Genomic DNA, 24,304 nt, shown 5'->3' with positions numbered 1-24,304 from the left:
TCTTAGCGTCGCAGCCGCAGTGATGCCGCATCGCCCGCGGCGAAGCCGATCTGCGGCCCTCTCGCTGCCGAACAAGCACAGGGGAAGCTCATGGACGCCCCCACGCTGGCAGGGCGCATCGGTGCGCCTGCCGACGGTAAGACTGTACACCGCGGAACGGGCTGGATCACTGCGATTGCGATCAGGCTCGTCGCTCCGCTGACCCGGGAGGCGCATGCCCGGCGCGCCGCCGAGGCTCTGACGCGGCTCAACAATCACATGCTGCGCGACATCGGCTTCACCCGAGCCGGAGTCGTGGAAACGGTTCTCTTCTGGCGCGGACCCGCCAACGCCCTCCAACCCTCCGAAACACGGAAGGAGCTGTGATCATGACGAAGTACAGATCCCGCCTGCCGCAGCTGCAGGGCGGCCTGTTCCTCACCGACGGCGGCATAGAGACCAGCCTGATCTTCCAAGAGGGGATCGATCTGCCCTATTTCGCCGCGTTCCACATCTTGCAGGACCAGACCGGCCGGACAGCCCTGCGGCGGTACTACACGCGCTATATCGAGATCGCCCGGAAGGAAGGCACCGGCTTCATCCTGGAGAGTCCGACCTGGCGCGCCAGTCCGGACTGGGGCCGGAAGCTCGGCTACTCCGACGAGGCGCTGGACCGGGCCAACCGGGACTCGATCGCGTTGATGCAGGAGCTGCGTGACGAGTTCGAGACCGGACAGACGCCGATCGTCATCAGCGGCTGCGTCGGCCCGCGCGGGGACGGCTACGACCCTGGTCAAGTGATGAGCCCGGAGGAGGCGGCCGCCTATCACGGAAGGCAGATCCGCACTTTCGGCGAGGCCGGGGTCGACATGGTGGCGGCCATCACCATGACCAATGCGAACGAGGCCATCGGCGTGACGCGCGCCGCGCAGGAGGCCGGGCTGCCGGTGGCGATCTCCTTCACCGTCGAGACCGACGGGCGGCTGCCGACGGGCCAGGGCCTGATGGATGCGATCGAGGAGGTGGATGGAGCGACCTCCGGCGGGCCTGCCTACTACATGATCAACTGCGCCCATCCGACCCATTTCGACGGGACGCTTGCCGTCCGTGACGCCCGGGTCGAGCGGGTACGGGGCATTCGTGCGAACGCGTCCAGGCAGAGCCATCAGGAACTCAACGAGGCGCCCGACCTCGACGACGGGGATCCGGTGGAGCTCGGGCGGCAGTACGGCGACCTGCTGAGGCGCCATCCGCAGATCAATGTGCTCGGCGGCTGCTGCGGCACCGACCATCGCCATGTCGAGCAGATCGGCACGGCGTGCAAGATGGTCGCCTGAGCCGCCGCTCAGGCCGCCCCGGTCCATCAGCGTCGAGTCGCCACGGGAAGCCGATCTTGGCTGACCGGGCCACCGGCACCAGCTATAGTAGGTAATATACCTACTTGTGGATCCGGGGATGGACAGGACCGTTTCAGCCGCCGAAGCCAATCGGAATTTCTCGCGGCTCCTGCGCGACGTCCGCGAAGGCCGGAGCTATGTCGTCACCGCGCACGGCAAGCCGGTGGCCCGGATCGTCCCGACGTCGGGTCCCTCAGCCGTCACGGCGGGAGCCCGAGCCGCCCTTCTGACACGCCTCGCCGCCCAGCCGCCGGCCGATATCGGGCGCTGGTCGCGCGACGAGCTCTACGAGCGCGATCGGTGAGGATCGCGCTCGACACCAACATCCTGGCCTATGCCGAGGGAGTGAACGGAGCCGACCGCGCGGCCGCGGCACGGGATCTCGTCCAGAGACTACCATCCGATGCCCTGGCCTTGCCGGTCCAAGTCCTGGGCGAGCTGTTCCACGTATTGGTTCGGAAGGCCAAATGGACACCGGACGCCGCCCGGACGGCCATTCTCAGCTGGCATGACGCCTTCGCCGTCATCGAGACGTCGATGGCGATCATGGCTGCAGCCGCCGATTTGGCCCACGACCACCAGCTCGGCATCTGGGATGCCGTGATCCTCGCCGCGACCGCCGAAGGCGGCTGTCGGCTGCTGCTGTCGGAAGACCTTCAGGACGGCTTCACCTGGCATGGCGTCACTGTCGCCAATCCGTTCGCGCCGACGCGGAACGCCCTCCTGGAGGCATTTCTGGCAGAGTAATGGCCGCTCAGGCCGCCCGGTCCATCAGCGTCGGGTCGTCGTTGCGCACGGCGTTGACGCGGACCGAGACCGGATAGGCCTCGACCGGCAGGTCGGCCGGCGGCGCCAGCAGCGCCTGCAGCCGCCCGGGCGGCGTCTCGACCTCGCCGAGCCAAGCGGGCCAGTGCTCCGGCTCCAGCATCACCGGCATGCGGTGGTGGATCGGCCGCAGCCGCGCGATCGCCTCGGCGGTGACGATGGTGAAGGTGCGGACCCATTCCCCGGATGCCGGATCCTTCCACCCCTCCCACAGCCCGGCGAAGAGCATCGGCCGACCGTCCAGGCGGCGGACGAAATGGGGCGTGCGGTCCGGCGCCCATTCGTAGAAGCCGTCGGCCGGGACCAGGCAGCGCCGGACCTGGAGCGCCTTGGCGAAGCTGCGCCGCTCGGCCAGCGATTCGGAGCGGGCGTTGATCAGCTTGGCGCCGCCCTTGAGGTCCTTCTCCCAGTTCGGCACCAGTCCCCAGCGCAGCAGGTCGATCGCCCGCCGCCCGGTCTTGGGGTTGAATCGGACCACGGCAAGGTCCTGGGTCGGCGCCGCATTGTAGCGCGCCGGGACATTCGGGATCGGGCCTTCGGCGCCGGTGATCCCGGCCAGCTCCTCCGGTGGCAGCTTCTGGACGAATCGCCCGCACATGCCGGGTAGCCTACGACACCTAGGCCGGCACCGGCAGGATGTAGGGCCCGAGCAGCAGGCCGAACAGCATCATCAGCACCACCAGCGTCACCAGGGTCAGGCCGAAATGGGCGCCGCGCTGCTCCTGCGGTACGCCGAGCACGAGGCCGGTGCCGCGATAGAGGATCGCCAGCGCATAGCCGACCGCGAGCAGCACCAACAGCACCGCCGCCGGGCCGGACATCAGCAGCTGCACGCCCGGCCCCAGCATCTCGGCGACATAGACCGGCGTCATCGCCAGCGCCACGAGGACGAAGGCGGCATCGAAGCCGGCGGTGGCGCCGAACATCCCGGCATAGAAGCGGACCACGGCGGCCATGACGAACAGCCCGGCCAGGTTGACCACCACCCGCCCGGCCAGGAACAGCACCAGCAGGCCGATCGGGGTTCCGGTCTCGGACGTCGAGAGGAGCAGGGACAGCAGCAGGAAGGCACCGATCGAAGTCAGGATCAGCACCGGCAGCGCATGCTCGCGCACCACGACGCGCCAGCTCGGCGCCGGTACGCCGTGGCTGGCCAGCGTGGCGTCCGGCTCGAACAGCATGCCGCGCACGCGGCCCAGCACAGCGGCGAGATCCAAGACCGTCTCCAGCAACTCATCACGGCCGCGCAGGACCGTCCCCCTATGCCAGGGATATGGCCCTGCCGGCGAAGCGCATGCAACCCCGTGCCTTGCAAGGCCGGGCGGCGCATGCCATGCCTGCCACCATGAAACGGCAGATGCGACGGAGCAAGCCCGCGGCCCCGGGGTCGCGGCGCGAGATCGAGTTCTTGGTCGAACGCCTGGGCGGCGGCGGCGACGGAATCGGCACGGTCGAGGAGCACCGCATCTACGTGCCCTTCGCCGCGCCCGGCGACCGGGTGCGCGCCCGGCTGGGCCGCCCGGAGGGCCAAGCCTATCGCGGCGAGTTCATCGAACTGGTGCAGCCCGGCCCGAATCACCGCGAGCCGCCCTGCCCCCATTTCGGCCCCTGCGGCGGCTGCCAGGTGCAGCATCTGGCGCCGCCGGTCTACACCGACTGGAAGCGCGGCCTGCTGGTCGCCGCCCTGGCCCGCCACGGCCTGGAGACCGAGGTGCCGGCGCTGGTCGAGACCCCGCCGCGCAGCCGCCGGCGGGCCAGCCTGGCGGCGCGGCACGGCCGGTCGGGCGTGTTCCTGGGCTTCAACGAGGCGGGGTCGAGCCGGATCGTTGACCTGACCGATTGCGTGGTGCTGCGGCCGGAGATCACGGCCCTGCTGCCGCCGCTGCGCGCGGTGCTGGCCGCGATCCTGCCGGAGAATGCCGGCGCAGACGTCGCCGTGACCCTGCTGGACGACGGAATCGACCTGGTGGTCGTGGCCGAGACCGGGCTGGATCTGGAGCGGCGGGAAAAGCTGGCCGCGTTCGCCGCAACCCAGGACCTGGCGCGACTGTCCTGGCAGGGCCCCGACGGCTTCACCGACCCGGTGGCGCATCGCCGCCCCGGGGTGGTGCGTTTCGACGGCGTGCCGGTGGCGGTGCCGCCCGGCGGCTTCCTGCAGGCCAGCGCCGAGGGCGAGGCGGCGCTGACCAAGCTGGTGCGCGAGGGCGTCGGCCAGGCCAGGCGGATCGCCGACCTGTTCTGCGGCGCCGGCACCTTCGCCCTGCCGCTGGCCCGCGGCGCCCAGGTGACGGCGATCGACGGCGAGGCCGCGGCGGTCGAGGCGCTGGCGGCTGCCGCCCGGCGCGGCGGGCGGGGCGAGCGGATCACGGCGCAGCGCCGCGACCTGTTCCGCCAGCCGCTGACCGCGGCGGAGCTGCGCGGCTTCGACGCCGTGGTGTTCGACCCGCCGCGGGCCGGGGCCCGTGATCAAGCGCAGATGCTGGCGGCCTCCGCCGTGCCGGTGGTGGTCGCGGTCTCCTGCAACCCGTCCAGCCTGGCGCGCGACGCCCGGATCCTGGTCGATGGCGGCTACCGGCTGGAGCGGGCGACGCCGGTCGACCAGTTCCTGTGGTCGCCGCATCTCGAGGCGGTGGCGGTGTTCCGTCGGTGAGGTGCCGGACTCAGCCGATCAGGTCGCGCAGCGGCACCAGAGGCCGCGGGCCGACATGGCTGATCACCTCGGCGGCGGCGATGCTGCCGATGCGGCCGCATTCGGCCAGGCCGAAACCGCGGGTGAAGCCGTAGAGGAAACCGGAGGCATAGAGGTCACCGGCGCCGGTGGTGTCGACCAGCTGGGCCAGCGGCGCGGCCTCGACCATATGGCTCTCGCCGTCGGTGACGATCACCGAGCCCTTCTCGCTGCGGGTGATCGCCGCGACCTCGCAGCGCCCGCGCACCGCGGCGACGGCGGTCTCGAAATCCTCGACCTGGTACAGCGCCTTGATCTCCGCCTCATTGGCGAACAGCACGTCGACATGGCTGTCGATCAGCGACAGGAAGCTGTCGCGGTGCCGCTCGACGCAGAAGCTATCGGACAGGGTCAGCGACACCTTGCGGCCGGCGGCATGGGCGACCTGGGCGGCCTTGATGAAGGCTTCCTTCGCCTTGGGCCGGTCCCATAGATAGCCTTCGAGATAGGTCACCTGCGAGCCGGAGATCACCGCCTCGTCGACGTCGTCCGGCGTCAGCTCGACGCAGGCGCCGAGATAGGTGTTCATCGTCCGCTGTGCGTCCGGCGTGACGATGATCAGGCTGCGCGCGGTCGGCGGCGTGCCCGGAACGGCCGGGTCGAGCGGCGCCGAGTCGAAATCGACGCCGACGGCGCGAATGTCGTGGCGGTAGACGGCGCCGAGCTGGTCGGCCGTCACCTTGCCGATGAAGGCGGCCTTGCCGCCGAGCGAGGCCAGCCCCGCCGCGGTGTTGCCGGCGGAGCCGCCCGAGGCCTCGAGCCCCGGCCCCATGGCGGCGTAGAGCGTCTCCGCCCGCTCCGCGTCGATCAGCGTCATCGCCCCCTTCACCAAGCCGTGCCGGGCGAGGAAGGCGTCGTCATTCTTGGTGATGACATCGACGATGGCGTTGCCGATGCAGGTGGCGTCGTAGCGGGCGCTCATGGGTCTCGCTGGTTGCGGCCGAGGATGCGACCCGCAAGGGGTCCCCGACCCTCTAGGCTGCGGCCGCCCCCGAGTCAACCGACGCCGCCGGCTCGCGGCCTGCTTTCTTCGGATGGGGCAGGCCGTAGCGCGCCGCGATCCGGTCGATCCACAGCCCCGGCGTGCCGTTCGGCCGCTCATGCGGGGCGAAGGGCGTGATCACGGCGTCGAGCCGGGCCATCGCCGCCGTCACCGCCGACGCCTCGGCCGGGGTCAGGGCCGGCTTCGTCCCCTCCGCGGTCAGGGCGCGGATGCGGCTGCGCTCGACCAGCTTCGTCACCAGGTGAGGACCGTCGAAACGGCGCAGGCAGACGGCATAGGCGCCGCCGAGCCAGTTCTCCTCCCAGATCTCGTCCAGCGTCCGGGCGAAGGCCGCCTCGTCGATCGCCCCCGCGGCGTCGAACAGCCCGGTCCAGCCATAGGCCCGGCCCTCGGAGGCGAGCAGCGCCCGACGGAAATCGGCCGCGAAATCCCGCCGCAGCCGGTCCGCCAATTCGGACAGCGGCAGCATCGACTCCGCGGCGCGGCGGGCCCAGGGCAGCACGGCGGCGCCGAACCATTCCTCCGCCTGCGGCGCCAGCGCCTCGGAGCGGATCGCGCTGCGCACAGTCAGCGCCGGGGAAAGGACATAGGTCGGCCCCGGCAGGTAGCGGGCTGCGATCAGCTCGCGCAGGCGGGCCTCGGCCAGCCCGGCGGCCTGCGCCAGTGCGGACGGCTGCAGGCAGTGGCGGCGAACATAGTCGAGGATCGCATAGGTGTCGGTCATGGTCGGCTCTCCCTGCGGAAGGCCCCAGTCGACATCCGGCCACGGCGCTTGACCAGCAGCAATAAATCGATCACCATCGAAATATGAAGGAAGGCCTTGATCTGGCGAGCTTATCCTCGCTGATCGGCGATCCCAGCCGGGCGCTGATCCTGTCGGCGCTGTTCGGCGGCGAGGCGCTGCCGGCCGGCGAGCTGGCCTGGCGCGCCCGGGTCACGCCGCAGACCGCCTCAAGCCATCTGGCCAAGCTGACCGAGGCCGGGCTGGTTACCGTCCGGCGGCTCGGGCGGCACCGCTATTACGCCCTCGCCGGGGCGGAGATCGGGACGCTGCTGGAGACAATGCTGACTCTCGCCTCGCCGCCTCCCGCCGCAGGCCCGCGCTCGAAGGTGCCGGCGCCGCTGCGCGACGGGCGCATGTGCTACGACCACCTCGCCGGCCGGCTCGGAGTCGCGATCACCAATGCGCTGGTGGCACAAGGCGTGCTGCAGTCGGATGACCACGGCTTCGCGCTGTCCGACGCCGCGCCGGGCTGGCTCGCCGCCCTCGACATCGATGTCGACCGGCTGCGTCAGGGGCGCCGCGCCGTTACCCGCCAATGTCAGGATTGGAGTGAGCGCCGGCCGCATCTGGCGGGTGCGCTGGGTGCCGCCATCGCCGACCGCTTTCTGGAGCAGGGCTGGATCCGGCGTGACCGCGACAGCCGCGCCGTGGCCCTGACCGAATCCGGCCGTGCCGCCCTGGCCCGCATCTTCGGGCCGGAGATCCTGGCGGAAACAGCCCATATGCCCACCTGAATCCCGACCGCAAGATCCGCAAAGACACCGTACCGAAGCCCCTGTAGAACGGGGTCGTTTCCATCGCACGCATCGGGAGGATGGAGGCGATGCCGGGCTCTGCCACGCCCCTCACCGGCGGCTGCGGCTGCGGCGCCGTTCGCTATGCCGTTTCGGGGGCGCCGAGATGGGTGGCGGGCTGCCACTGCCACGACTGCCGGCGGATCACCGGCGCCCCCTATTCCGTTTATGCCGGCTTCGAACGCGCACAGGTGAGCTGGAGCGGCGAGGCGCCGCGGAGCTTCCACTCCTCGCCGGGCGCCGTGCGTTTCTTCTGCGGCCGCTGCGGCACGCCGCTGGCCTATGAGGGCGCGCGCTGGCCGGACGAGGTGCATCTCCTGGTGACGACGCTGGACGACCCCGCCGCCTTGCCGCCGCAGGGGCATGTCTATGTCGGCCAGAAGCTGCCCTGGGTGCATCTCGCCGACGGCCTGCCGCGCTATCGCACCACCGCCGGCGAAGGCGGCCCGGTGGCGGACGACGAATAAGAGATTTCTCTCTTGCGCCGCGGCCCTCGCCGCCCCAGGTGAACGGCCGCGACACCAACTGCCGAGCCCCGATGCCGAACGCCCTCCGCCTCGCCCTGCAGCAGATGACGTCCGATCCGGCGATCCGCCGGGTGCTGTGGGTCAGCTTCGCCGCCACCATCGCCCTGGTGCTGACCCTGCCGGCCCTGGCCGGCTGGGGCCTGTCCTATGTGCACATCGCCAACTGGTCCTGGGTCGACACCACGCTCGACGTGCTGGGCGGTGTCGCCGTGCTGGCGCTCGCCATCCTGCTGTTTCCCGCCATCGTCGGCCTCGTCGCCGGCCTGTTCCTCGACGACGTCGCCCAGGCGGTGGAGGCCCACCACTACCCCGCCCTGCCGCCGCCGCGGCGGCAGCGGATCGGCGAGATCATCTGGGGCGCCGCCCGCTTCTTCTTCGCCCTGGTGGCGGTCAACCTGGTCGCGGTCGGCATCGTGCTGGTGGTGCCGGGGGTGAACCTGCTGGTATTCTGGCTGGTGAACGGCTACCTGCTGGGCCGCGAGTATTTCGAGCTGGTGGCGGCGCGGCGGTTCGAGCCCGCGGCGGTGCGGGCGGCGTGGCGCGAGCGCCAGGGCCGCTTCATCGTCGCCGGGCTGGTGCTGGCCGCGATCATGATGGTGCCGGTGGTCAATCTGGTGGTGCCGGTGCTGGGCGCCGCCTTCATGACCCATGTCTTCCATCGCACCGTCGGCGCCGCGGCCGGCATGCCCGCGGGCCGCGCGGCCGGATAATTCATTTGACCGAAATGCATCACAATGGCTCCTGTGCCGGAACGGGACTGACCGCGGCGGGTTGATCCGCGGATATGCATCCATGCTAGAGTCCCGGCCCCATCGCCGATGGGGCCTCGAGCCCGGAACCACAACAAGCAGGGGGACACCCGCGTGTTTCGTCGACGCAACCCCGCTGGCGGAGGATCGGATGGCGGCGCCGAGCGGCCAGGCTATTCCGCTGCCACGGACACGTCCGTAGTTCGGCCCACCGCCCCGAGCGCGCCTCAAGGAGAGCCCATGTCCACCGCCAAACCCGCCACCAGCTACAAGACCGAGCTGCCGCGCCGGGTCGACCTGCCCGGCACCGGGGCCGGTGCGATCGGCGGCGTCCGCCGCCCGGCGGACCAGCCGGCCGCGATCGGCCGCGAATCGCCGCGCAAGCTGATCGTCGGCAGCGAGATCTCGCTGGCCGGCGAGATCACCGCCTGCGACCACCTGGTGGTCGAGGGCCGGATCGAAGCCAAGATCAAGGACTGCCAGACCATCGAGATCGCCGAGCAGGGCGTGTTCAAGGGTTCGGCCGAGATCCGCGACGGCGACATCGCCGGCCGGTTCGAGGGCGATCTCTCGGTGTCCGGCCTGCTGCGGCTGCGAGCCAGCGGCGTCGTCACCGGCACCATCAAATATGGTGAGCTGCAGGTCGAGACCGGCGGCAAGCTGATTGGTTCGCTGCAGCCCCTGGGCGGTGACGCGGGACACGAGATCCCGGCCCCGGCCGCCGCCCCGCAGCCGGCCCCGACGCCGCTGTTCGACGACGCCAAGGCCGAGGCCGGCGGCGAGGCCTGAGCCCGCCACATCTCGATCGGAGGTCACGGAGCGGCCGGGGCGACCCGGCCGTTTCGCTGTCTGGGCCCGGACGATTCGGAAGCGGCAGCCGCCGCCGGCGGCATCGGGGTCGAGCGGCCTCCGGGGCCGGTCCGGCCGCCACAAAGAAAAAGGGCCGCAGCGAACTGCGGCCCGAGTTTAGGGAGGAAACGCCCAAGAAGTGCGTTACGACAGCAGCAGCGCTGCATGTCGCAATGCACAATTTAGTGAGTTCGCCGGACATTTCAAGAGGAAAATGAATTTCCTTTGTGGAACAGCTACTTAGAACGCATTCGTGCCTAAAATATGTGCATTTAGCACCACATATGTGCTGCAATGCACAAGCGGGCGCCGAATCCGACCGCGCGATACGGCCCGACTCGGGATCGGCGGTGCGACGCTTCGGGCTTGCCCCCGGCCGCCGCATGAGGGAACCATGGCCGGTCCCGAACAGCCGGCCCGCCATGCCTGAGCCTCTCGCCCTCATCGCCGATCTCGGCGGCACCAATGCCCGCTTCGCCCTGGCCGATTCCAGCGGCACGCGCGACACCAAGATCCTGCACGCGGCCGATTATCCGACCCTGGCCGACGCCGCCCACGCCTATCTCAACATGGTCCGGCCCGCGGCCGTTCCGCGCCAGGCGGCGATCGACGTCGCCAGCCCGGTCACCGGCGATCGGGTGCAGCTGACCAACGCCGCCTGGTCCTTCTCGATCGCGGCCCTGAAGTCGGATCTGGGGCTGGAGCGGCTGGAGGTGATCAACGACTTCACCGCCGTCGCGCTCGCCGTGCCCTATCTCGACGAGGCCGACCGCAGCCAGATCGGCGGCGGCGCGCCGGTGGCGGAGGCGCCGATCGGCGTGCTCGGCCCCGGCACCGGCCTCGGCGTCTCCGGCCTGGTGCCGAGCGCCGGGCGCTGGGCCGCCCTGGCCGGCGAGGGCGGGCACGTCACCATGGCGGCGGCGACCGAGCGCGAGGCCGCGGTGCTGGACCGGCTGCGCCACCGCTTCCAGCACGTCTCGGCCGAGCGGGTGCTGTCCGGCATGGGGCTGGTCAACCTGTACGAGACGCTGTCGCAGCTCGACGGCGTCGACCCGGCGGCGCGGGACGCGGCGGCAGTGACCGAGGGCGCCCGGACCGGCGACCCGCACTGTGCCGAAGCGGTGTCGATGTTCGCCTCGATGCTCGGCACCATCGCCGGCAACCTGGCGCTGACCCTCGGGTCGCGCGGCGGCGTCTACATCGCCGGCGGCATCGTGCCCAAGCTGGGGCCGCTGTTCGACCAGGCGCTGTTCCGGCAGCGCTTCGAGGCCAAGGGCCGGCTGCGCAGCTTCGTCGTCGGCATCCCGACCTATCTGGTCACCCATCCGCTGCCGGCCTTCATCGGGCTGCGCTCGGTTCTCGGCCTGACCTAGGATCATGGCGCTCGACCTCGACCGGCTGCGCGCCGACACGCCGGGCTGCGCCCGCGTGCTGCATCTCGACAATGCCGGCTCGGCCCTGCCGCCGCAGCCGGTCCTGGACGCGATGCTCAACCACCTCCAGCTGGAGGCCGAGATCGGCGGCTATGCCGCCGCGGCCGAGGCCGAGCCGCGGCTGGAGGCCGCCTATCGCTCGATCGCGCGGCTGATCGGGGCCGAGCCGGACGAGATCGCGATGATGGAGAACGCCACCCGGGCCTGGGACATGGCGTTCTACGGCCTGGCGTTCCGGCCGGGCGACCGGATCCTGACCGCCAAGGCCGAATACGCTTCCAACACCATCTCCTACCTGCAGGTGGCGCGGCGGACCGGCGCGGTGGTCGAGGTGGTGCCCGACGACGACACCGGCCAACTCGACGTGGCAGCGCTGGAACGGGCAGTCGCGGCGGCCGATCGCGGGCCGGTGCGGCTGATCGCGGTCAGCCACATCCCGACCAACGGCGGGCTGGTGAACCCGGCAGCGGCGATCGGCCGGATCGCACGCGCGCATAGCATTCCCTATCTGCTCGACGCCTGTCAGGCGGTCGGCCAGATGCCGGTCGACGTCGAGGCGATCGGCTGCGACATGCTGTCGGCCACCGCCCGCAAGTTCCTGCGCGGGCCGCGCGCGGTCGGCTTCCTCTATGTCCGGCGATCGATGCTGGAGCGAATCGACCCGCCCTTCCTCGATCTCTACGCGGCGGAGATGGTGGCGTCCGACCGCTACGTGATCCGCCCCGACGCCCGGCGGTTCGAGAATTTCGAGCGCAACTTCGTCGGCATCGTCGGCATGGGCGCCGCAGTCGACTATGCCCTCGCCCTCGACCTCGACGCCATCCGCGACCGCGCCCGAGCCCTGGCCGACCGGCTGCGCGACGGCCTCTCGGCCCTGCCCGGCGTCACCGTGCGCGACAAGGGCGCCGAGCGCTCAGCCATCGTCAGCTTCACCAAAGCGGATGAGCCGGCGGAGGTGCTGCACAAGCGGCTGCGCGCCGCCGGTATCAACACCAGCGTCACCCGCCGCCGCTCGACCATGTTCGATATGACGGACCGCGGCTTGGACGCGATGCTGCGCGCCTCGCCGCACTATTATAACAGCGAGGACGAGATCGACCGCTTCCTCGCGGCGATCGCGACGGGCTGAGGCCGCCGCCAAGGCTGCCTTACTCGCCCAGCAGATGCAGCACGATCTCGCGTCGATGCGGGCGGCGCCGATGCTCGAACAGGTAGATCCCCTGCCAGGTGCCGAGTGCGAGCCGCCCCGAGGCGACCGGGATCGAGAGCTGCACCTGGGTCAACGCCGTGCGGATATGCGCCGGCATGTCGTCCGGCCCCTCGGAATCGTGGATGTAGTGGCCGCCTTCAGGTGCGACCCGCTCGAAGAACGCCTCCAGATCCGCCCGGACATCCGGGTCGGCGTTCTCCTGGATCAGGAGCGAGGCCGAGGTGTGCCGGCAGAACACGGTCAGGAGACCGGTGCCGATCCGCTGCGCCTCGACCCAGGGCCGGACCTGTGGCGTGATCTCGACCAGCCCCTTGCCGCCGGTGGTCACCTGAAGGGTGTGGAGGAACTGGTGCATGGGCCTACCATCCGCCGGTCGACGTCCCCGATCAACGCCCGCAACAGGGCGACGGATCCCGCGGCGCCTTCCCGATCCCTGCCCGATCGGCGAGAATGCGCCATGGCCGAGGATGAGTTCTACCCGCAGGTTCCGGTGTTCGATGGCTTCGCCCGGCTGACCGACACCGCGCTGTACCGGCCGCTGCCGGAGGATTGGGTGATCGGCCTGTCCGACGTCGTCGCCTCCACCGCCGCGATCCGGGCCGGGCGGTACAAGAGCGTCAATGTCGCCGGCGCGGCGCTGATTGCCGCCGTGTCCAACGCGCTCCAGCAGCGCGACTTCCCCTTCGCCTTCGGCGGCGACGGAGCCGCCTTCACCCTGCCGCCCGGCGATGCCGAGACCGCCCGCACCGCACTCGCCGCCACCGCCGCCTGGGTGCGCGACGAGCTGGGCCTGACCCTGCGGGTCGGGCTGGTGCCGGTGACCGCGATCCGCGCCGCCGGCTGGGACGTGCGGATCGCCCGCTACGCGCCGTCGCCGAACGTCACCTATGCCATGTTCATGGGCGGGGGTCTGGCCTGGGCCGGGCGCGAGCTGAAGGCCGGCGCCTTCGCCGTCCAGCCGGCGCCGCCCGGCATCCGGCCCGACCTGACCGGCCTGTCCTGCCGCTGGCAGGAGTTCCCGGCGCGGCACGGTGTGGTGGTGTCACTGATCGCCACCCCGGCGGTGGCCGAAAGCGAGGCCGGGTTCCGCGAGCTGGTCGGCGACATCCTGCGCATGACCGGGCGCGAGAGCGAGGCCGAGCACCCGATGATCGATCTCGGCCAAGGCCCGGCCTGGCCGCCGCCAGGGCTGGATCTCGAGGCACGGGCGTCGCGTGTGCCCGGCCAGCCGCTGCTGTGGCGCAAGCTGATCGTGGGGCTGCACAGCCTGGCCGCCTGGGCGGTGTTCCGCTTCGGCATCCCGGTCGGCCGCTTCCGGCCCGGGCGCTACATGCGCGAGATGGTCGCCAATGCCGATTACCGCAAATATGACGACGGGCTGCGCATGACGCTGGACTGCACCCCGGCACTGGCCGACCGGCTGGAGGCGCGGCTGCTGGCCGCGGAGCAGGCCGGCATCGCCCGCTTCGGCCTGCACCGGCAGGAGTCGGCGATCGTGACCTGCTTCACGCCGTCGCCGCTGCGCCACGACCACATCCATTTCGTCGACGGCGCCGCCGGCGGCTATGCCGCGGCCGCCTCCCGGCTGAAGCTATGACGGGCCCGCAGTCCGGCAACCTGTTCGACGCCCTGCCGCGGGACGCGGCGGAGGAGCAGTTCACCGTCCTGCTGCAGGCCGCAGGCTTCGTGCTGGAGCGCATCGTCTCCACCGGCCAGGCCAGCCCGCCCGGCTTCTGGTACGACCAGGCGCGGGCGGAATGGGTGGTGCTGCTGAAGGGATCGGCCGGTCTGGAGTTCGAGGGTGAGCCGACGCCGCGCATCCTGAGCCCTGGCGACTGGGTGCACATCCCGGCCCATGTCCGCCACCGCGTCGCCTGGACCGACCCGGACCAGTCGACGGTCTGGCTGGCACTGCATCACGATTAGCTGCGGCTACGCCGCGATCAACTCGAACCGGTCCACATCCACCAGGCCGCGGTCCGTGATCTTGAGGTGCGGGATCACCGGCAGCGGCAGGAAGGCCAGCTGGATGAAAGGCTCGGGCAGCGGGCAGCCCATCGCCCGCACCGCCCGGCGCAGCGCCTGCAGATCCTCCGCCACCCGCTCGAAGGGCGCGAGGCTCATCAACCCGGCCACCGGCAGCGCGATCTCGCCGGCCACCTGCCCGTTCCGCACCGCGACGAAGCCGCCCTGCAGCTCGATCAACCGGTTCACCGCAACCGCCATGTCGGCGTCGTCGTCGCCGACCACGCAGATGTTGTGGCTGTCATGCCCGACCGAGGAGGCCAGGGCGCCGCCGCGGAAGCCGAAGCCCTTGACGAAGGCGCGGCCGACATTGCGGTTCACCCCGTGCCGGGCGAAGACGCAAATTTTGAGGATGTCCTGGTCGGGGTCGGGGTGGCGGCAGCCGTCGCGCCAGGGCAGGGTCGCGGTCAGCGCCGCGGTGATGATCTTGCCCGGGATCAGCCCGATCACCGGGCCGGTCGGGCCGGACGCCAGGGCGTTGAAATCATCCGCCGAGACCGGGTCGAGCCGGACCGAGCCGAGGCCGACCGGGGCCGGCGCGGTCCGGCCCTCGAAGATCCCCGGCCCGACGATCCGGCCGGCGCTGACCACCTGCGACACGGCGCAGCTTTCGAGATCGTCGAGCAGCACCAGATCGGCGCGGCGGCCGGGGGCCACCAGGCCGCGGTCGCGCAGGCCAAAGCCCTGGGCCGCCGACCAGGTGGCGGCGCGGTAGACATGGGCGACCGGCGCGCCGCTGCGGATCGCGGACCGGATCAGATGGTCGAGATGGCCCTCCTCGGCGATATCGAGCGGGTTGCGGTCGTCGGTGCAGAAGCCGAGCAGCGGCGATGTCTCCGCCGAGATGATCGGCGCCAGCGCGTGCACGTCCTTGCTGACCGAGCCGTCGCGGATCAGGATCTGCATGCCCTTGCGCAGCTTCTCCAGCGCCTCCTCCAGCCCGGTCGTCTCATGGCAGTTGCGGATGCCGCAGGCGAGGTAGGCGTTGAGCGGCTTGCCGGTCAGCAGCGGCGAATGGCCGTCGATATGACCGTCCTGGAAGGCGGCCAGCTTCTCCAGCACGCCCGCGTCCTTGGCCAGCAGGCCGGGGAAGTTCATGAACTCGGCCAGGCCGATCACCTTGGGGTGGCCGCGGTGGCGCATCAGATCGGCGGCCTCGAGCCGCGCCCCGGCGGTCTCCAGCTCCGTCGCCGGCACGCAGGAGGAGAGCTGGACCCGGAGGTCCATGGCCGTGCCGAGGGCGGCGTCGAGGAAATAGCGCAGCCCCGTCTCACCCAGCACGTTGCAGATCTCATGCGGATCGCAGATCGCGGTGGTGGTGCCGCGCGGCAGCACGCAGCGGTCGAATTCCGCCGGCGTCACCAGGGTCGATTCGCAATGCACATGGGTGTCGATGAAGCCGGGCACCACCACCTTGCCGCGCCCGTCGATCTCGACCGCACCGGAATAGTCGGCGCAGGTGCCGACGATGCGGTCGCCGCAGATCGCGACATCGCCCTCCAGCAGCGCGCCGGTGATCACATCGAGGGTGCGCGCGCCCTTGATCACCAGATCCGCCGGCGCATGGCCCAGCGCCTGGTCGATTCGCTTCCCGAGCTTCGCCGTCCCGCCCATGCCGTTCTCTCCTGCCAGGGCCGTAGCGTAGCAGGATCGGAGGCGGTCGCGCCTGGCTTTCGTGCTGTCGCCCGATGGCGTCAGGCCGCCTCGACCACCTCGATCTCCGACGTGATCTCGGCCACCTTGCCCAGCATGATCGAGGCCGAGCAGTACTTCTCCTTCGACAGCGCCACGGCGCGCTCGGCCTTGGTGCGGTCGAGGCCGCGACCGGAGACGACGTAGCGCAGATGGATGCGGGTGAAGACCTTGGGGTCGGTCTCGGCGCGCTCGGCCTCGACCTCGACCCGGCAGTCGGTCACCGGCTCACGTCCCTTCTCCAGGATCATCACCACGTCGAAGGCGGTGCAGCCGCCAAGGCCGAGCAGCAGCATCTCCATCGGCCGCACGCCGAGGTTGCGGCCGCCATGCTCCGGCGCGCCGTCCATGACCACGGCGTGGCCGCTGCCGGATTCGCCGAGGAAGGTGCGGCCTTCGACCCAGGTGACGCGGGCTTTCATCTGCTGTGCTCCAGGAACCGATTCGAAGCCGCACCCTAGCAGCGGCGCGGAGGCGCGTCAGCCGGGCGGCATGGCCGTTGCATCCGCCGGCTGTTCGGCGATCTCCAGGATCAGCTTGCGCACGACCGCCTCGGTGAAGCGGGCATCGGCGTCGGCGGTGATGACGAAGGCGCCGGGGCCGCCGATCACCTGGTCGCGGAAGAAGTCCTCGAGCGCCCCGCCCCAGCCCGGACGGCCGCCGCGCGACAGCACGGCGAGGCCGTTGATGGTGATGCCGGCGGCCAGCGCCTCGGCCCGCACCTCGGGCAGCGGCCGCCCGCCGCGCTGCCCGGCATCGGCCGAGACGTCGATCACGCGGCGCAGGCCCTGGTGGCTGTTGCCCTCGATCAGCCGCTTCGACAGGTCGATGGCGTTGCTGATCGAGTTCCAGCCGACGGCGCGCCGCGGCGCCGCCAGCAGCGCTGCGCCGAAGGCGGCGGCGCTGTCGGGCCCGTCGATCACGGTCCAGTCGACGATGACATGCTGCGACTCCGCCCCGCCCCATTCGACGAAGGCGACCGCGATCCGGCCGGTGGCGCCGCCGCGGATCGCCTGCTGCACCCGGGGGTCGGCCAGGGCCTTGGCATAGCCTTCGCGCTGCAACCGCAGCTCCTCGTCGTCGATCGAGCCGGAGCCGTCGGTGGCGAAGACCAGCTCGACATCGACGTCGACCTCCTGCGCCGCGGCCGGGGCCGCGCACAGCGCCAGGGTCAGGGCGAGACCGCGATGCAGCACCGGCGCCTCCCGCATGGACAGGATCGCGCCAGCATCCCGGCTCGCCGCCCGACTGTCAAACAGCGCGGCCGGGCGGCGCCTCTCCGTCCCGCCACGCCGCCAGCAGCATCTGGTGGAATTTCTGAGCCGCCGGCGCCAGCTGCGAGCCGCGGCGGCGGATGATGCCGATAGTGCGATGGATCTCCGGCCCCACGATCGGGCGGCGGATCAGCAGCGGGTGGTCCTCCGCCGGAGTCGCCAGGCGCGGCAGCACGGAGATGCCGAGCCCCGCTTCGACCAGACCGAGCGAGGTCGAGAGATGCATCACCTCGTAGAACCAGTCGAGGCGCTGCCCGGCCTTGCCCAGCGCGGCGTCGATGATCATCCGGTTGCCGCTGCTGCGCCCCACCGTGATCAGGCGGTAGGGCGCGAGATCCGCCCAGGTCACCGTCTCGCGCCGGGCCAGGTCGTGGTCGCGCCGGCAGGCGAGGACGAAGGGGTCGTCGGCCAGCGGCTGGAACTCGATATCGGGATGGGTCGAGCCGAGCATGCTGATGCCGAACTCGACCTCACCCCGCGCCACGCTCTCCAGCCCCTCATTGGCGCCGTGGTCGATGATGCGGAACCGGATCTTCGGGAACTCGCCGTTGAAGCGCCGGATCACCGACGGCAGGAAGTAGAAGGCCGCGGTCGGGATGCAGGCGATCGTCACCAGGCCGGACTGGCGTTCGCCGATGTCGCGGATGCGCAGCACCGAGGATTCGAACTCGTCCAGCAGGCGCCGGGCGTTCGGCAGGAATTCGCGGCCGACCGCGGTCAACGCCACGTGGCGGGTGGTCCGCTCGAGCAGCGGCACGCCCAGCATCTCCTCCAGCTTCTGCAGCCGCCGGCTGAGCGCGGATTGCGACAGGTGCAGCGCGTCGGCCGCCTTGTTGAAGCTGCCCATATCGGCGATCGCCATGAAGGCGCGCAGGTCCTGGAGATCGAGATTCATCTCATTTCCGCATCAATTGCGCCGATCTTTGCAATTCACCGATCGATTGATTGATCGCAGTATCGCATCAGATCGGCCGACTGATGCAAGTTCTGCGCGCCGGCCGCCTCTTCGGAGCGATGCGGATCATGAGCGACTACTGGCGCATCCCCTGCGTTCTGATGCGCGGCGGCACCTCCCGCGGGCCGTTCTTCCTGGCCAGCGACCTGCCGGCCGACCCGCAGGCGCGCGACCGCCTCTTGATCCATGTCATGGGCGCCGGCCATCCGCTGGAGATCGACGGCATCGGCGGCGGCCATCCCCTGACCAGCAAGGTCGCGATCATCGGCCGGCCGACCCGGCCGGGCGCCGATGTCGACTACCTGTTCGCCCAGGTGAAGGTGCGCGAGGCCCAGGTCGATACCGGGCCGAACTGCGGCAACATGCTGGCCGGCGTCGCCCCCTTCGCCATCGAGGCCGGGCTGGTCCCGGCGCAGCCGGGCCGGACCGCGGTCCGCATCCACAACGTCAACACCGGCACGCTGATCGAGGCCAGCGTGGAGACGCCGCGCGGTGTCCCGGCCTATGACGGCGACACCCGGATCGACGGGGTGCCCGGCACCGCGGCGCCGATCCGGCTGACCTTCCTGGACGCGGCCGGCGCCCTGACCGGCCGGCTGTTCCCGACCGGCCGGCATGCCGAGGAGATCGACGGCGTCCGCGTCACCTGCATCGACATGGCGATGCCGCTGGTGCTGATCGAGGCGGCCGCCCTGGGCAGGGCGGGGGACGAATCGCCGGCCGCCCTGGACGCCGACCGGGAGCTGCTGCAGCGGCTGGAGGCGATCCGGCGCGAGGCCGGGCGGCGCATGGGCCTCGGCGACGTCGCCGGACGGGTGGTGCCGAAGCCGGTCCTGCTGTCGCCGCCCCGGCGCGGCGGGGCGCTGACCGCCCGCTACTTCATGCCGGCGAGCTGCCATACCGCCCTGGCCGCGACCGGCGGCGTCGGCATCGCCACCGCCTGCGCCATCGAAGGCACCGTCGCGGCGGAGATCGCCCGGCCGGCGCGCCTCCCGGTCTCGATCGAGATCGAGCACCCGTCGGGCCGGCTGTCGGTCGCCCTCTCCGAGGGCGACGCGCCACAACGCCCCCGCGCCTCGGTCATCCGCACCGCGCGGCGGCTGTTCGAGGGGCATGTCTGCGTCCTGAGATCGGTGCTGGCCGAGACGCCGCGCCTGACCGCCATCGCCTGATACGATCAAATCCAAACCGGCCCCGATCCGGGACCGGCGACCATAGGGAGGATGAGATGAGACGAGCGCTTTTCGCGGCCGTCGCCGGCCTTCTGGCCGCGGCCACCCTGCACGGCCCGGCCCCGGCGGAGGAAGTCCGCATCAGCGTCGGGTCGTTCAACATGAACAACCTGCCGTTCCCGCTGACCCGCAGCCTCGGCTTCTATGAGGCGGAGGGCCTCGACGTCACCACCGAGAACTTCAGCTCGGGCGGGTCGAAGGTGCTGCAGGCGCTGGTCGCCGGATCGACCGACATCGCCGTCGGCTTCTACGACCACACGATCCAGATGCAGGCGCAGAACAAGGATGTCGTCGCGGTCGTGCTGCTGGCCCGCAACTCCGGCCTGGTGCTGGCGGCCGGGAAGGAGGCCACGTTCGACCCGGCGAAGCCGGAGACGATCAAAGGGGCGAAGATCGGCATCACTGCCCCCGGCTCCTCCTCCGACTTCTTCGTCCGCTACTATCTCGACCATCACGGCCTCAGCGCCGGCGACGTCAGCATCATCGGCGTCGGCTCCGGCGCCTCGGCGGTTGCGGCGCTGGAACGCGGCACGGTCGACCTCCTGGTCAATTACGACCCGGCGGCGACGCTGATCGAGGCACGCGGCGCCGGGCGCATCGTCATCGACTCGCGCACCGATGCCGGGGCCGAGACGGTCTATGGCGGCATCTACCCGACCTCCGCCCTCTACACCACGCGGCAGTTCCTGGAGCAGCACCCCGAGACCGTCCAGAAGGTGGTGAACGCGACGGTGCGGACGCTGCGCTGGATGGCCGCCCATTCGCCCGAGGAGATCTACGACAAGGTGCCGAGCGACTACGTGGTCGGCGACCGCGCCAGCTACGTCGCCGCGATCGCCCATGCCAGGACGCTGTTCTCGCCCGACGGCCGGTTCGACCCGGCGACCCTGGAGACGCCGCTGCGCGTGCTGCGCCAGTTCAACGAGGCGGTGCAGGCGGCCCCGATCGACCTGTCGAAGACCTACACCAACGCCTTCGTCGACAAGGCGCTGGCCCAGTACACGCAGTGAGGGAGCGATGAGCGTGCAGACCCTGGCCCGGATCGGGCCCATCTCCGAGCCCGACCGCGGCGCCGCGGCGGTGCGGATCGACCGCCTGACCATGGCCTTCGGCCGCTTCACCGCGGTCGAGGACCTGTCGCTGGAGGTCGCGGACGGCGAGTTCCTGGCCATCGTCGGCCCGACCGGCTGCGGCAAGTCGACGGTGCTGAACGCCGTGGCCGGGCTTTTGACCCCGGCCGCCGGCACGATCACCATCCAGGGCGAGCCGGTCCGCGGCATCGACCGGCGCATCGGCTACCTGTTCCAGCAGGACGCGCTGATGCCGTGGAAGACGGCGCTGGAGAATGTCGAGCTGGGCCCGGTGCTGCGCGGCGGCGACCGTGCCGAGGCACGGGCCCGGGCGCGGGACTGGCTGGCCAAGGTCGGGCTGGCCGGCTTCGAGCAGCGCTATCCCCACCAGCTGTCCGGCGGACAGAAGAAGCGCGTGCAGCTGGCGCAGGCCCTGATCTATGAGCCCGACGTGATCCTGATGGACGAGCCGTTCTCGGCGCTCGACATCCACACCCGCCATCTGATGCAGACCGAGCTGCTGCGGCTGTGGCAGGAGCGGCGGCGCGCGGTGGTGCTGATCACCCACGACCTGGAGGAAGCGATCGCGCTGGGCGATCGGGTGGCGGTGCTGTCGGCCGGCCCGTCGAGCCGGCTGGTCGGCACCTTCGACATCCCGCTGAAGCGGCCGCGCAACGTCGCCGAGATCAAGCTGGAGCCCCGGTTCCTCGACCTCTACCGGCAGATCTGGACCTGCCTGAAGGGCGAAGTGGAGAAGAGCTATGCCCAGACCCGCTGACCGGCTGATTCAGCTGGCCATCCTGGCCGTCCTGCTCGGCGCCTGGGAGGCCGCGACCCGCACCGGGCTTCTCGACGTCTTCTTCTTCCCGGCGCCCTCGGCGATCGGCGCCAAGATCGCCGAATGGGTGTCCGATGCCGGTTTCCTGCGCCATGTCTCGATCACTCTGACCGAGACCGTTCTGGGCTATCTGATCGGCACGGCGCTGGGCATCGCGCTCGGCATCACCCTGGGGCTGAGCCCCCGGCTGGCGACCATCCTCGACCCGTTCATCAAGGTGCTGAACTCGGTGCCGCGAGTGGTGCTGGCGCCGCTCTTCGTGCTGTGGTTCGGGCTCGGCCTGTGGTCGAAGGTGGCGCTGGCGGTGACGCTGGTGTTCTTCATCACCTTCTTCAACGCCTATCAGGGCGTGCGCGAGGTCAACCGCGCGGTGCTGAACAACGCCCGGATCCTCGGCGCCGGCCGCGGCCAGCTGCTGCGCCACGTCTACCTGCCAACGGCGGCGAGCTGGATCCTGTCCTCGCTGCGCACTTCGGTCGGCTTCGCCGTGGTCGGGGCGATCATCGGCGAGTATCTCGGCTCCTCCGCCGGGCTGGGCCATCTGATCGCGCAGGCCGAGGGCGTGTTCGACGCGACCGGGGTGTTCGCCGGCATCGTCGTCCTCTCCGTCTTCGTGCTGCTGCTCGACCGCGTCCTCGACTGGACCGAGAAGCGGCTGATCACCTGGCGCCCGAACCAGGAGGCGGAGGCCACGACCTGAGGATCCGGCACTTTGCGGCTCCTCTCATCCGGCGGAGGGGAGCCGAACGAATCCGGGCTTTGCATCGCCGCCGCTTTGCAGTATGGTCCGCGCCGCTCCGGGCCCTTCGGCCCCGAGTCCAAGGCTGCACTCGTAGCTCAGCTGGATAGAGCGTCGCCCTCCGGAGGCGAAGGTCACAGGTTCGAATCCTGTCGAGTGCGCCATTCTTTTCAATCACTTGGCTGATCGACTCGCAACGCGCCGTGCGGCTGTGGGAGCAATTTCCTGCCGCGTGCAGCAGCGGAGGCCGGCGAACATCGCGCCTGCGAGCCGCGCCCTACTGAGGCTCGCAACCGCGAGGAATTGATCATCCGGGCGAAATTCGAGGCAGACTGCCTTCTCGGCTGGCCCGAGATGGTCCTGCCTTAGGGGGATCCGCCCCCCTTTGCCGGCCATCTCCCGTGGGATCTAATGCACCAGGCGCTCACGTGGGCAGACAGCGGCGCTCGTCCGGCCCGGGGCGGGTTTCTCCTCCGCTACTGCCCCGGGGCCGGGCTGAGTTCGCACCGCTCGATCAGCCGACCAGCCCGACCGGAACGCACCAGCCCGACAGCCCATTGAGCACTGCGGGAATTATCCGCAGTGCTCTCTCTCACTCGGCCCCGCCAAGGCAGGGGCCTCCTGTTACCGGCGTCACAGCCTCGTGTGCTCCAAATAGGGGTGCAGACGCCCCTGTTCTTCTACTTACGATTGAACGCGTATTGTGCCCCGAGCGCCTTGGCCAACAGCAGCGCTCAGGCCCGACCCGGTTCCGTCCCCACCACGTTCCGGGTCGGGCTCCACACGCCCTTGCATCTGTGCCGACACCCGCACCGAACCCCCTTTCCGTTGCCGCTGAGCCACGCACGACAGTGCCCCTGCCGCGCATGCGTGTGCTGATCATTGTGCCGAATTCATTTCACTTTTTAGGAAATATGGTTATCCAGGCGCATACATAGATATTCACTCAGAGAAACGACTATGATTACGGTCGCTTATGAGTTGCAGTATAGCGAGGTGCCCGTGGCGGAAGCGGGCAAGCCAGCAGAGCGGCGGTTGTTGCCCTCGAAGCCCACCGACAAGATGATCGCCGCTGGGAGCAAGGCGGGGCCGGTCAGTATGGATGTCGCCTGGAAGATATATCGAGCGATGTTCGAGGCGGCCCAGACCAGTTCGCCCTAAAGCCCGCAGCGAAGCCCCAATCCGGCTCGCGCTCAGGCGGGCTCTTCAGCTCCAGCTGCACAGCCCCGCGATTCGGGACGGGGGCATCGCCACCCCTTCCAGGGTCACCCAAATTCATATTGCAGTATGCGCCGAGCGCTCATCGTCTCCGCTAGGTGCGCTCGGCCCGGCCCGGATCCATCCCCTCCACGTCCGGGCCGGGCTCTCTGCCGCGCCGTGCCGCCGCATCTGATCGCGCGGGAGCGGCTGGTGATGATGCGCGAGGCCGGGTCGTTGACGCAGGCCTCCGGGCGCGGCGCGGGGCGGCCGCGCCCGGAAAGCGGCTAAGTCTGACTGAATCCGGCGGCGGCGTGCTGAAATCGACCAGCGGGCGCACCTCGACGAAGCCGATCCTGGCCAGGGGGTGCCCGGCCGCGACCTCGGCCGCCTCATCGATGTCCCGCGCCTCGATCACGACGAAACCGCCCAGGATCTCCTTGGTCTCCATGAAGGGGCCGTCGACGGCTGCCATCTTGCCCTCGCGCACCTTCACGGTGCGGGCGCCGTCCGGCAGCTCCAGCGCCTCGCCTGCCACGAAATGGCCGCTGGCCTTCAGCGTCTCGTCATGGGTGGAGCACTGTTCGAGCGCCGCATTGGCCTCGGGGCTGCCACCGAACAGCCGCTGCGGATCGTAGTAGATTAGGCAGGCATAGCGCATGACGGTTTCCTTCTGTTTGCGCCGTGAATGCCCCTTGTCGTCCGGCGCCGCCCGGATTCGACAACGTCCGCAATCAGCCCTTCGGGCCGCGCTCGATCCGCACGCGCCAGCGCGTCTGGCCTTCATCCTCGGGCTCGATCGACAGCACGCGATGTCCGCTTTCCGTCGCCGAGCGAGGAACATTGATCAGTGGCTCGCCGGCATTCAGCCGTATTTCCGCCACTTCCCCGGGCTCCATATCTTCCAGCAGCAGCTTGGTTTTGACGAAAGTGAAAGGGCAGACTTCCGCCGTTACATCGAGAGTCCGGACCGTCGGCTGGTTGCTCATGACACTTTCTCGGAT

General features: G+C 70.3%; 29 protein-coding genes and 1 tRNA gene. 19 read left to right on the top strand and 11 right to left on the bottom strand.

Features of this window, described 5'->3' with window-relative positions:
- Positions 1–90: 90 nt before the first annotated feature.
- The 4 genes from KXR53_RS27725 to KXR53_RS27710 all read left to right on the top strand — a co-directional run bounded on the left by KXR53_RS27725 (position 91) and on the right by KXR53_RS27710 (position 2,123).
- The gene (locus tag KXR53_RS27725; RefSeq protein ID WP_437378543.1) at positions 91–366 is read left to right on the top strand and encodes a DUF1127 domain-containing protein; all 276 of its coding nucleotides are present in this window, start codon (positions 91–93) and stop codon (positions 364–366) included.
- 2 nt (positions 367–368) lie between these two features.
- Entirely contained in the window at positions 369–1,316 is a 948-nt protein-coding gene (locus KXR53_RS27720) for a homocysteine S-methyltransferase family protein (RefSeq protein WP_437378542.1), read from the top strand.
- Positions 1,317–1,434: 118 nt separating this feature from the next.
- Positions 1,435–1,680, top strand: coding sequence for a type II toxin-antitoxin system Phd/YefM family antitoxin (locus KXR53_RS27715; protein ID WP_437378541.1), 246 nt, complete (start codon positions 1,435–1,437; stop codon positions 1,678–1,680).
- Complete coding sequence (locus KXR53_RS27710; protein WP_437378540.1) at positions 1,677–2,123, top strand: PIN domain-containing protein; 447 nt, start codon at positions 1,677–1,679, stop codon at positions 2,121–2,123. Before KXR53_RS27715 ends, KXR53_RS27710 begins: the two co-directional genes overlap by 4 nt.
- A gap of 7 nt (positions 2,124–2,130) precedes the next feature.
- Here KXR53_RS27710 and KXR53_RS27705 read toward each other — a convergent pair whose 3' ends face one another.
- Positions 2,131–2,799, bottom strand: a complete 669-nt coding sequence (locus KXR53_RS27705; RefSeq protein ID WP_437378539.1) for an SOS response-associated peptidase — start codon at positions 2,797–2,799, stop codon at positions 2,131–2,133.
- Positions 2,800–2,818: 19 nt separating this feature from the next.
- Positions 2,819–3,418: a YIP1 family protein gene (locus tag KXR53_RS27700; RefSeq protein ID WP_437378538.1), complete on the bottom strand. Its 600-nt coding sequence runs from the start codon at positions 3,416–3,418 to the stop codon at positions 2,819–2,821.
- Between the two features lie 140 nt (positions 3,419–3,558).
- Between KXR53_RS27700 and KXR53_RS27695 the strand changes: the two genes are divergently transcribed.
- A complete protein-coding gene (locus KXR53_RS27695; RefSeq protein WP_437378537.1) occupies positions 3,559–4,851 on the top strand; it encodes a class I SAM-dependent RNA methyltransferase in 1,293 nt (430 codons plus the stop codon).
- A 10-nt stretch (positions 4,852–4,861) separates the two neighbouring features.
- Here KXR53_RS27695 and KXR53_RS27690 read toward each other — a convergent pair whose 3' ends face one another.
- Together KXR53_RS27690 and KXR53_RS27685 are read right to left on the bottom strand one after the other, a co-directional pair.
- Complete coding sequence (locus KXR53_RS27690) at positions 4,862–5,851, bottom strand: adenosine kinase (RefSeq protein WP_437378536.1); 990 nt, start codon at positions 5,849–5,851, stop codon at positions 4,862–4,864.
- A 52-nt stretch (positions 5,852–5,903) separates the two neighbouring features.
- Positions 5,904–6,656 (bottom strand): DUF6058 family natural product biosynthesis protein, encoded by a 753-nt coding sequence (locus tag KXR53_RS27685; RefSeq protein ID WP_437378535.1) that lies wholly within the window; start codon positions 6,654–6,656, stop codon positions 5,904–5,906.
- A gap of 83 nt (positions 6,657–6,739) precedes the next feature.
- Here KXR53_RS27685 and KXR53_RS27680 point away from each other — a divergent pair, with 83 nt between their 5' ends.
- The 6 genes from KXR53_RS27680 (at position 6,740) to KXR53_RS27655 (ending at position 12,197) form a co-directional block, all read left to right on the top strand.
- Positions 6,740–7,450 (top strand): ArsR/SmtB family transcription factor, encoded by a 711-nt coding sequence (locus KXR53_RS27680; protein WP_437378534.1) that lies wholly within the window; start codon positions 6,740–6,742, stop codon positions 7,448–7,450.
- A gap of 89 nt (positions 7,451–7,539) precedes the next feature.
- Complete coding sequence (locus tag KXR53_RS27675) at positions 7,540–7,977, top strand: GFA family protein (protein WP_437378533.1); 438 nt, start codon at positions 7,540–7,542, stop codon at positions 7,975–7,977.
- A gap of 71 nt (positions 7,978–8,048) precedes the next feature.
- A complete protein-coding gene (locus tag KXR53_RS27670; RefSeq protein ID WP_437378532.1) occupies positions 8,049–8,747 on the top strand; it encodes an EI24 domain-containing protein in 699 nt (232 codons plus the stop codon).
- A 279-nt stretch (positions 8,748–9,026) separates the two neighbouring features.
- The gene (locus tag KXR53_RS27665) at positions 9,027–9,575 is read left to right on the top strand and encodes a bactofilin family protein (protein WP_437378531.1); all 549 of its coding nucleotides are present in this window, start codon (positions 9,027–9,029) and stop codon (positions 9,573–9,575) included.
- 482 nt (positions 9,576–10,057) lie between these two features.
- Positions 10,058–11,008 (top strand): glucokinase, encoded by a 951-nt coding sequence (gene glk / locus KXR53_RS27660; RefSeq protein WP_437378530.1) that lies wholly within the window; start codon positions 10,058–10,060, stop codon positions 11,006–11,008.
- A gap of 4 nt (positions 11,009–11,012) precedes the next feature.
- Complete coding sequence (locus KXR53_RS27655) at positions 11,013–12,197, top strand: aminotransferase class V-fold PLP-dependent enzyme (protein WP_437378529.1); 1,185 nt, start codon at positions 11,013–11,015, stop codon at positions 12,195–12,197.
- A 19-nt stretch (positions 12,198–12,216) separates the two neighbouring features.
- Here KXR53_RS27655 and KXR53_RS27650 read toward each other — a convergent pair whose 3' ends face one another.
- Positions 12,217–12,633 (bottom strand): secondary thiamine-phosphate synthase enzyme YjbQ, encoded by a 417-nt coding sequence (locus KXR53_RS27650; RefSeq protein ID WP_437378528.1) that lies wholly within the window; start codon positions 12,631–12,633, stop codon positions 12,217–12,219.
- A gap of 102 nt (positions 12,634–12,735) precedes the next feature.
- On the opposite strand from KXR53_RS27650, the gene KXR53_RS27645 reads away from it, so the two are divergent.
- Both KXR53_RS27645 and KXR53_RS27640 read left to right on the top strand, forming a co-directional pair.
- Positions 12,736–13,875, top strand: coding sequence for a DUF3095 domain-containing protein (locus KXR53_RS27645; protein ID WP_437378527.1), 1,140 nt, complete (start codon positions 12,736–12,738; stop codon positions 13,873–13,875).
- Positions 13,872–14,204: a cupin domain-containing protein gene (locus KXR53_RS27640; protein WP_437378526.1), complete on the top strand. Its 333-nt coding sequence runs from the start codon at positions 13,872–13,874 to the stop codon at positions 14,202–14,204. The genes KXR53_RS27645 and KXR53_RS27640 overlap by 4 nt, the downstream gene beginning before the upstream one ends.
- Before the next feature lie 6 nt (positions 14,205–14,210).
- Here the strand turns inward: KXR53_RS27640 and ade are convergent, their stop codons facing one another.
- From ade to KXR53_RS27620, 4 genes are all read right to left on the bottom strand, one after another.
- Positions 14,211–15,917, bottom strand: a complete 1,707-nt coding sequence (gene ade / locus KXR53_RS27635) for an adenine deaminase (protein WP_437378525.1) — start codon at positions 15,915–15,917, stop codon at positions 14,211–14,213.
- An 80-nt stretch (positions 15,918–15,997) separates the two neighbouring features.
- Positions 15,998–16,417 (bottom strand): OsmC family protein, encoded by a 420-nt coding sequence (locus KXR53_RS27630; RefSeq protein WP_437378524.1) that lies wholly within the window; start codon positions 16,415–16,417, stop codon positions 15,998–16,000.
- Between the two features lie 57 nt (positions 16,418–16,474).
- On the bottom strand, positions 16,475–17,206 hold the full coding sequence (locus tag KXR53_RS27625; RefSeq protein ID WP_437378523.1) for a DUF1194 domain-containing protein: 732 nt from the start codon (positions 17,204–17,206) through the stop codon (positions 16,475–16,477).
- A gap of 40 nt (positions 17,207–17,246) precedes the next feature.
- Positions 17,247–18,164, bottom strand: coding sequence for a LysR family transcriptional regulator (locus tag KXR53_RS27620; protein WP_437378522.1), 918 nt, complete (start codon positions 18,162–18,164; stop codon positions 17,247–17,249).
- Positions 18,165–18,292: 128 nt separating this feature from the next.
- On the opposite strand from KXR53_RS27620, the gene KXR53_RS27615 reads away from it, so the two are divergent.
- From KXR53_RS27615 to KXR53_RS27590, 6 genes are all read left to right on the top strand, one after another.
- Positions 18,293–19,396, top strand: a complete 1,104-nt coding sequence (locus KXR53_RS27615; RefSeq protein WP_437378521.1) for a 4-oxalomesaconate tautomerase — start codon at positions 18,293–18,295, stop codon at positions 19,394–19,396.
- 56 nt (positions 19,397–19,452) lie between these two features.
- A complete protein-coding gene (locus KXR53_RS27610) occupies positions 19,453–20,466 on the top strand; it encodes an ABC transporter substrate-binding protein (RefSeq protein WP_437378520.1) in 1,014 nt (337 codons plus the stop codon).
- A 7-nt stretch (positions 20,467–20,473) separates the two neighbouring features.
- The gene (locus KXR53_RS27605; RefSeq protein WP_437378519.1) at positions 20,474–21,304 is read left to right on the top strand and encodes an ABC transporter ATP-binding protein; all 831 of its coding nucleotides are present in this window, start codon (positions 20,474–20,476) and stop codon (positions 21,302–21,304) included.
- Entirely contained in the window at positions 21,288–22,064 is a 777-nt protein-coding gene (locus tag KXR53_RS27600; RefSeq protein ID WP_437378518.1) for an ABC transporter permease, read from the top strand. The genes KXR53_RS27605 and KXR53_RS27600 overlap by 17 nt, the downstream gene beginning before the upstream one ends.
- A 126-nt stretch (positions 22,065–22,190) precedes the next feature.
- Positions 22,191–22,267, top strand: a tRNA-Arg gene (locus KXR53_RS27595).
- 796 nt (positions 22,268–23,063) lie between these two features.
- Entirely contained in the window at positions 23,064–23,264 is a 201-nt protein-coding gene (locus KXR53_RS27590) for a hypothetical protein (RefSeq protein WP_437378517.1), read from the top strand.
- Between the two features lie 151 nt (positions 23,265–23,415).
- Here KXR53_RS27590 and KXR53_RS27585 read toward each other — a convergent pair whose 3' ends face one another.
- Together KXR53_RS27585 and KXR53_RS27580 are read right to left on the bottom strand one after the other, a co-directional pair.
- Positions 23,416–23,961: a YciI family protein gene (locus KXR53_RS27585; RefSeq protein ID WP_437378516.1), complete on the bottom strand. Its 546-nt coding sequence runs from the start codon at positions 23,959–23,961 to the stop codon at positions 23,416–23,418.
- Positions 23,962–24,034: 73 nt separating this feature from the next.
- Positions 24,035–24,289 (bottom strand): sulfurtransferase TusA family protein, encoded by a 255-nt coding sequence (locus KXR53_RS27580; protein ID WP_437378515.1) that lies wholly within the window; start codon positions 24,287–24,289, stop codon positions 24,035–24,037.
- Positions 24,290–24,304: the final 15 nt, after the last annotated feature.

Origin of the sequence: Inquilinus limosus (assembly GCF_051487185.1) — a bacterium.
Taxonomy (GTDB): Bacteria; Pseudomonadota; Alphaproteobacteria; order DSM-16000; family Inquilinaceae; genus Inquilinus; species Inquilinus limosus_F.
The sequence above is the reverse complement of the archived record's forward strand: the minus strand, read 5'-3'. Positions and strand labels throughout refer to the sequence as shown.

Coding starts and splice junctions, on each gene's coding strand:
- KXR53_RS27725 (WP_437378543.1), top strand. CDS start 91: ATGGACGCCCCCACGCTGGCAGGGCGCATCGGTGCGCCTGCCGACGGT.
- KXR53_RS27720 (WP_437378542.1), top strand. CDS start 369: ATGACGAAGTACAGATCCCGCCTGCCGCAGCTGCAGGGCGGCCTGTTC.
- KXR53_RS27715 (WP_437378541.1), top strand. CDS start 1,435: ATGGACAGGACCGTTTCAGCCGCCGAAGCCAATCGGAATTTCTCGCGG.
- KXR53_RS27705 (WP_437378539.1), bottom strand. CDS start 2,799: ATGTGCGGGCGATTCGTCCAGAAGCTGCCACCGGAGGAGCTGGCCGGG.
- KXR53_RS27695 (WP_437378537.1), top strand. CDS start 3,559: ATGCGACGGAGCAAGCCCGCGGCCCCGGGGTCGCGGCGCGAGATCGAG.
- KXR53_RS27690 (WP_437378536.1), bottom strand. CDS start 5,851: ATGAGCGCCCGCTACGACGCCACCTGCATCGGCAACGCCATCGTCGAT.
- KXR53_RS27685 (WP_437378535.1), bottom strand. CDS start 6,656: ATGACCGACACCTATGCGATCCTCGACTATGTTCGCCGCCACTGCCTG.
- KXR53_RS27680 (WP_437378534.1), top strand. CDS start 6,740: ATGAAGGAAGGCCTTGATCTGGCGAGCTTATCCTCGCTGATCGGCGAT.
- KXR53_RS27675 (WP_437378533.1), top strand. CDS start 7,540: ATGCCGGGCTCTGCCACGCCCCTCACCGGCGGCTGCGGCTGCGGCGCC.
- KXR53_RS27670 (WP_437378532.1), top strand. CDS start 8,049: ATGCCGAACGCCCTCCGCCTCGCCCTGCAGCAGATGACGTCCGATCCG.
- KXR53_RS27665 (WP_437378531.1), top strand. CDS start 9,027: ATGTCCACCGCCAAACCCGCCACCAGCTACAAGACCGAGCTGCCGCGC.
- glk (WP_437378530.1), top strand. CDS start 10,058: ATGCCTGAGCCTCTCGCCCTCATCGCCGATCTCGGCGGCACCAATGCC.
- KXR53_RS27655 (WP_437378529.1), top strand. CDS start 11,013: ATGGCGCTCGACCTCGACCGGCTGCGCGCCGACACGCCGGGCTGCGCC.
- KXR53_RS27650 (WP_437378528.1), bottom strand. CDS start 12,633: ATGCACCAGTTCCTCCACACCCTTCAGGTGACCACCGGCGGCAAGGGG.
- KXR53_RS27645 (WP_437378527.1), top strand. CDS start 12,736: ATGGCCGAGGATGAGTTCTACCCGCAGGTTCCGGTGTTCGATGGCTTC.
- KXR53_RS27640 (WP_437378526.1), top strand. CDS start 13,872: ATGACGGGCCCGCAGTCCGGCAACCTGTTCGACGCCCTGCCGCGGGAC.
- ade (WP_437378525.1), bottom strand. CDS start 15,917: ATGGGCGGGACGGCGAAGCTCGGGAAGCGAATCGACCAGGCGCTGGGC.
- KXR53_RS27630 (WP_437378524.1), bottom strand. CDS start 16,417: ATGAAAGCCCGCGTCACCTGGGTCGAAGGCCGCACCTTCCTCGGCGAA.
- KXR53_RS27625 (WP_437378523.1), bottom strand. CDS start 17,206: ATGCGGGAGGCGCCGGTGCTGCATCGCGGTCTCGCCCTGACCCTGGCG.
- KXR53_RS27620 (WP_437378522.1), bottom strand. CDS start 18,164: ATGAATCTCGATCTCCAGGACCTGCGCGCCTTCATGGCGATCGCCGAT.
- KXR53_RS27615 (WP_437378521.1), top strand. CDS start 18,293: ATGAGCGACTACTGGCGCATCCCCTGCGTTCTGATGCGCGGCGGCACC.
- KXR53_RS27610 (WP_437378520.1), top strand. CDS start 19,453: ATGAGACGAGCGCTTTTCGCGGCCGTCGCCGGCCTTCTGGCCGCGGCC.
- KXR53_RS27605 (WP_437378519.1), top strand. CDS start 20,474: ATGAGCGTGCAGACCCTGGCCCGGATCGGGCCCATCTCCGAGCCCGAC.
- KXR53_RS27600 (WP_437378518.1), top strand. CDS start 21,288: ATGCCCAGACCCGCTGACCGGCTGATTCAGCTGGCCATCCTGGCCGTC.
- KXR53_RS27590 (WP_437378517.1), top strand. CDS start 23,064: ATGATTACGGTCGCTTATGAGTTGCAGTATAGCGAGGTGCCCGTGGCG.
- KXR53_RS27585 (WP_437378516.1), bottom strand. CDS start 23,961: ATGCGCTATGCCTGCCTAATCTACTACGATCCGCAGCGGCTGTTCGGT.
- KXR53_RS27580 (WP_437378515.1), bottom strand. CDS start 24,289: ATGAGCAACCAGCCGACGGTCCGGACTCTCGATGTAACGGCGGAAGTC.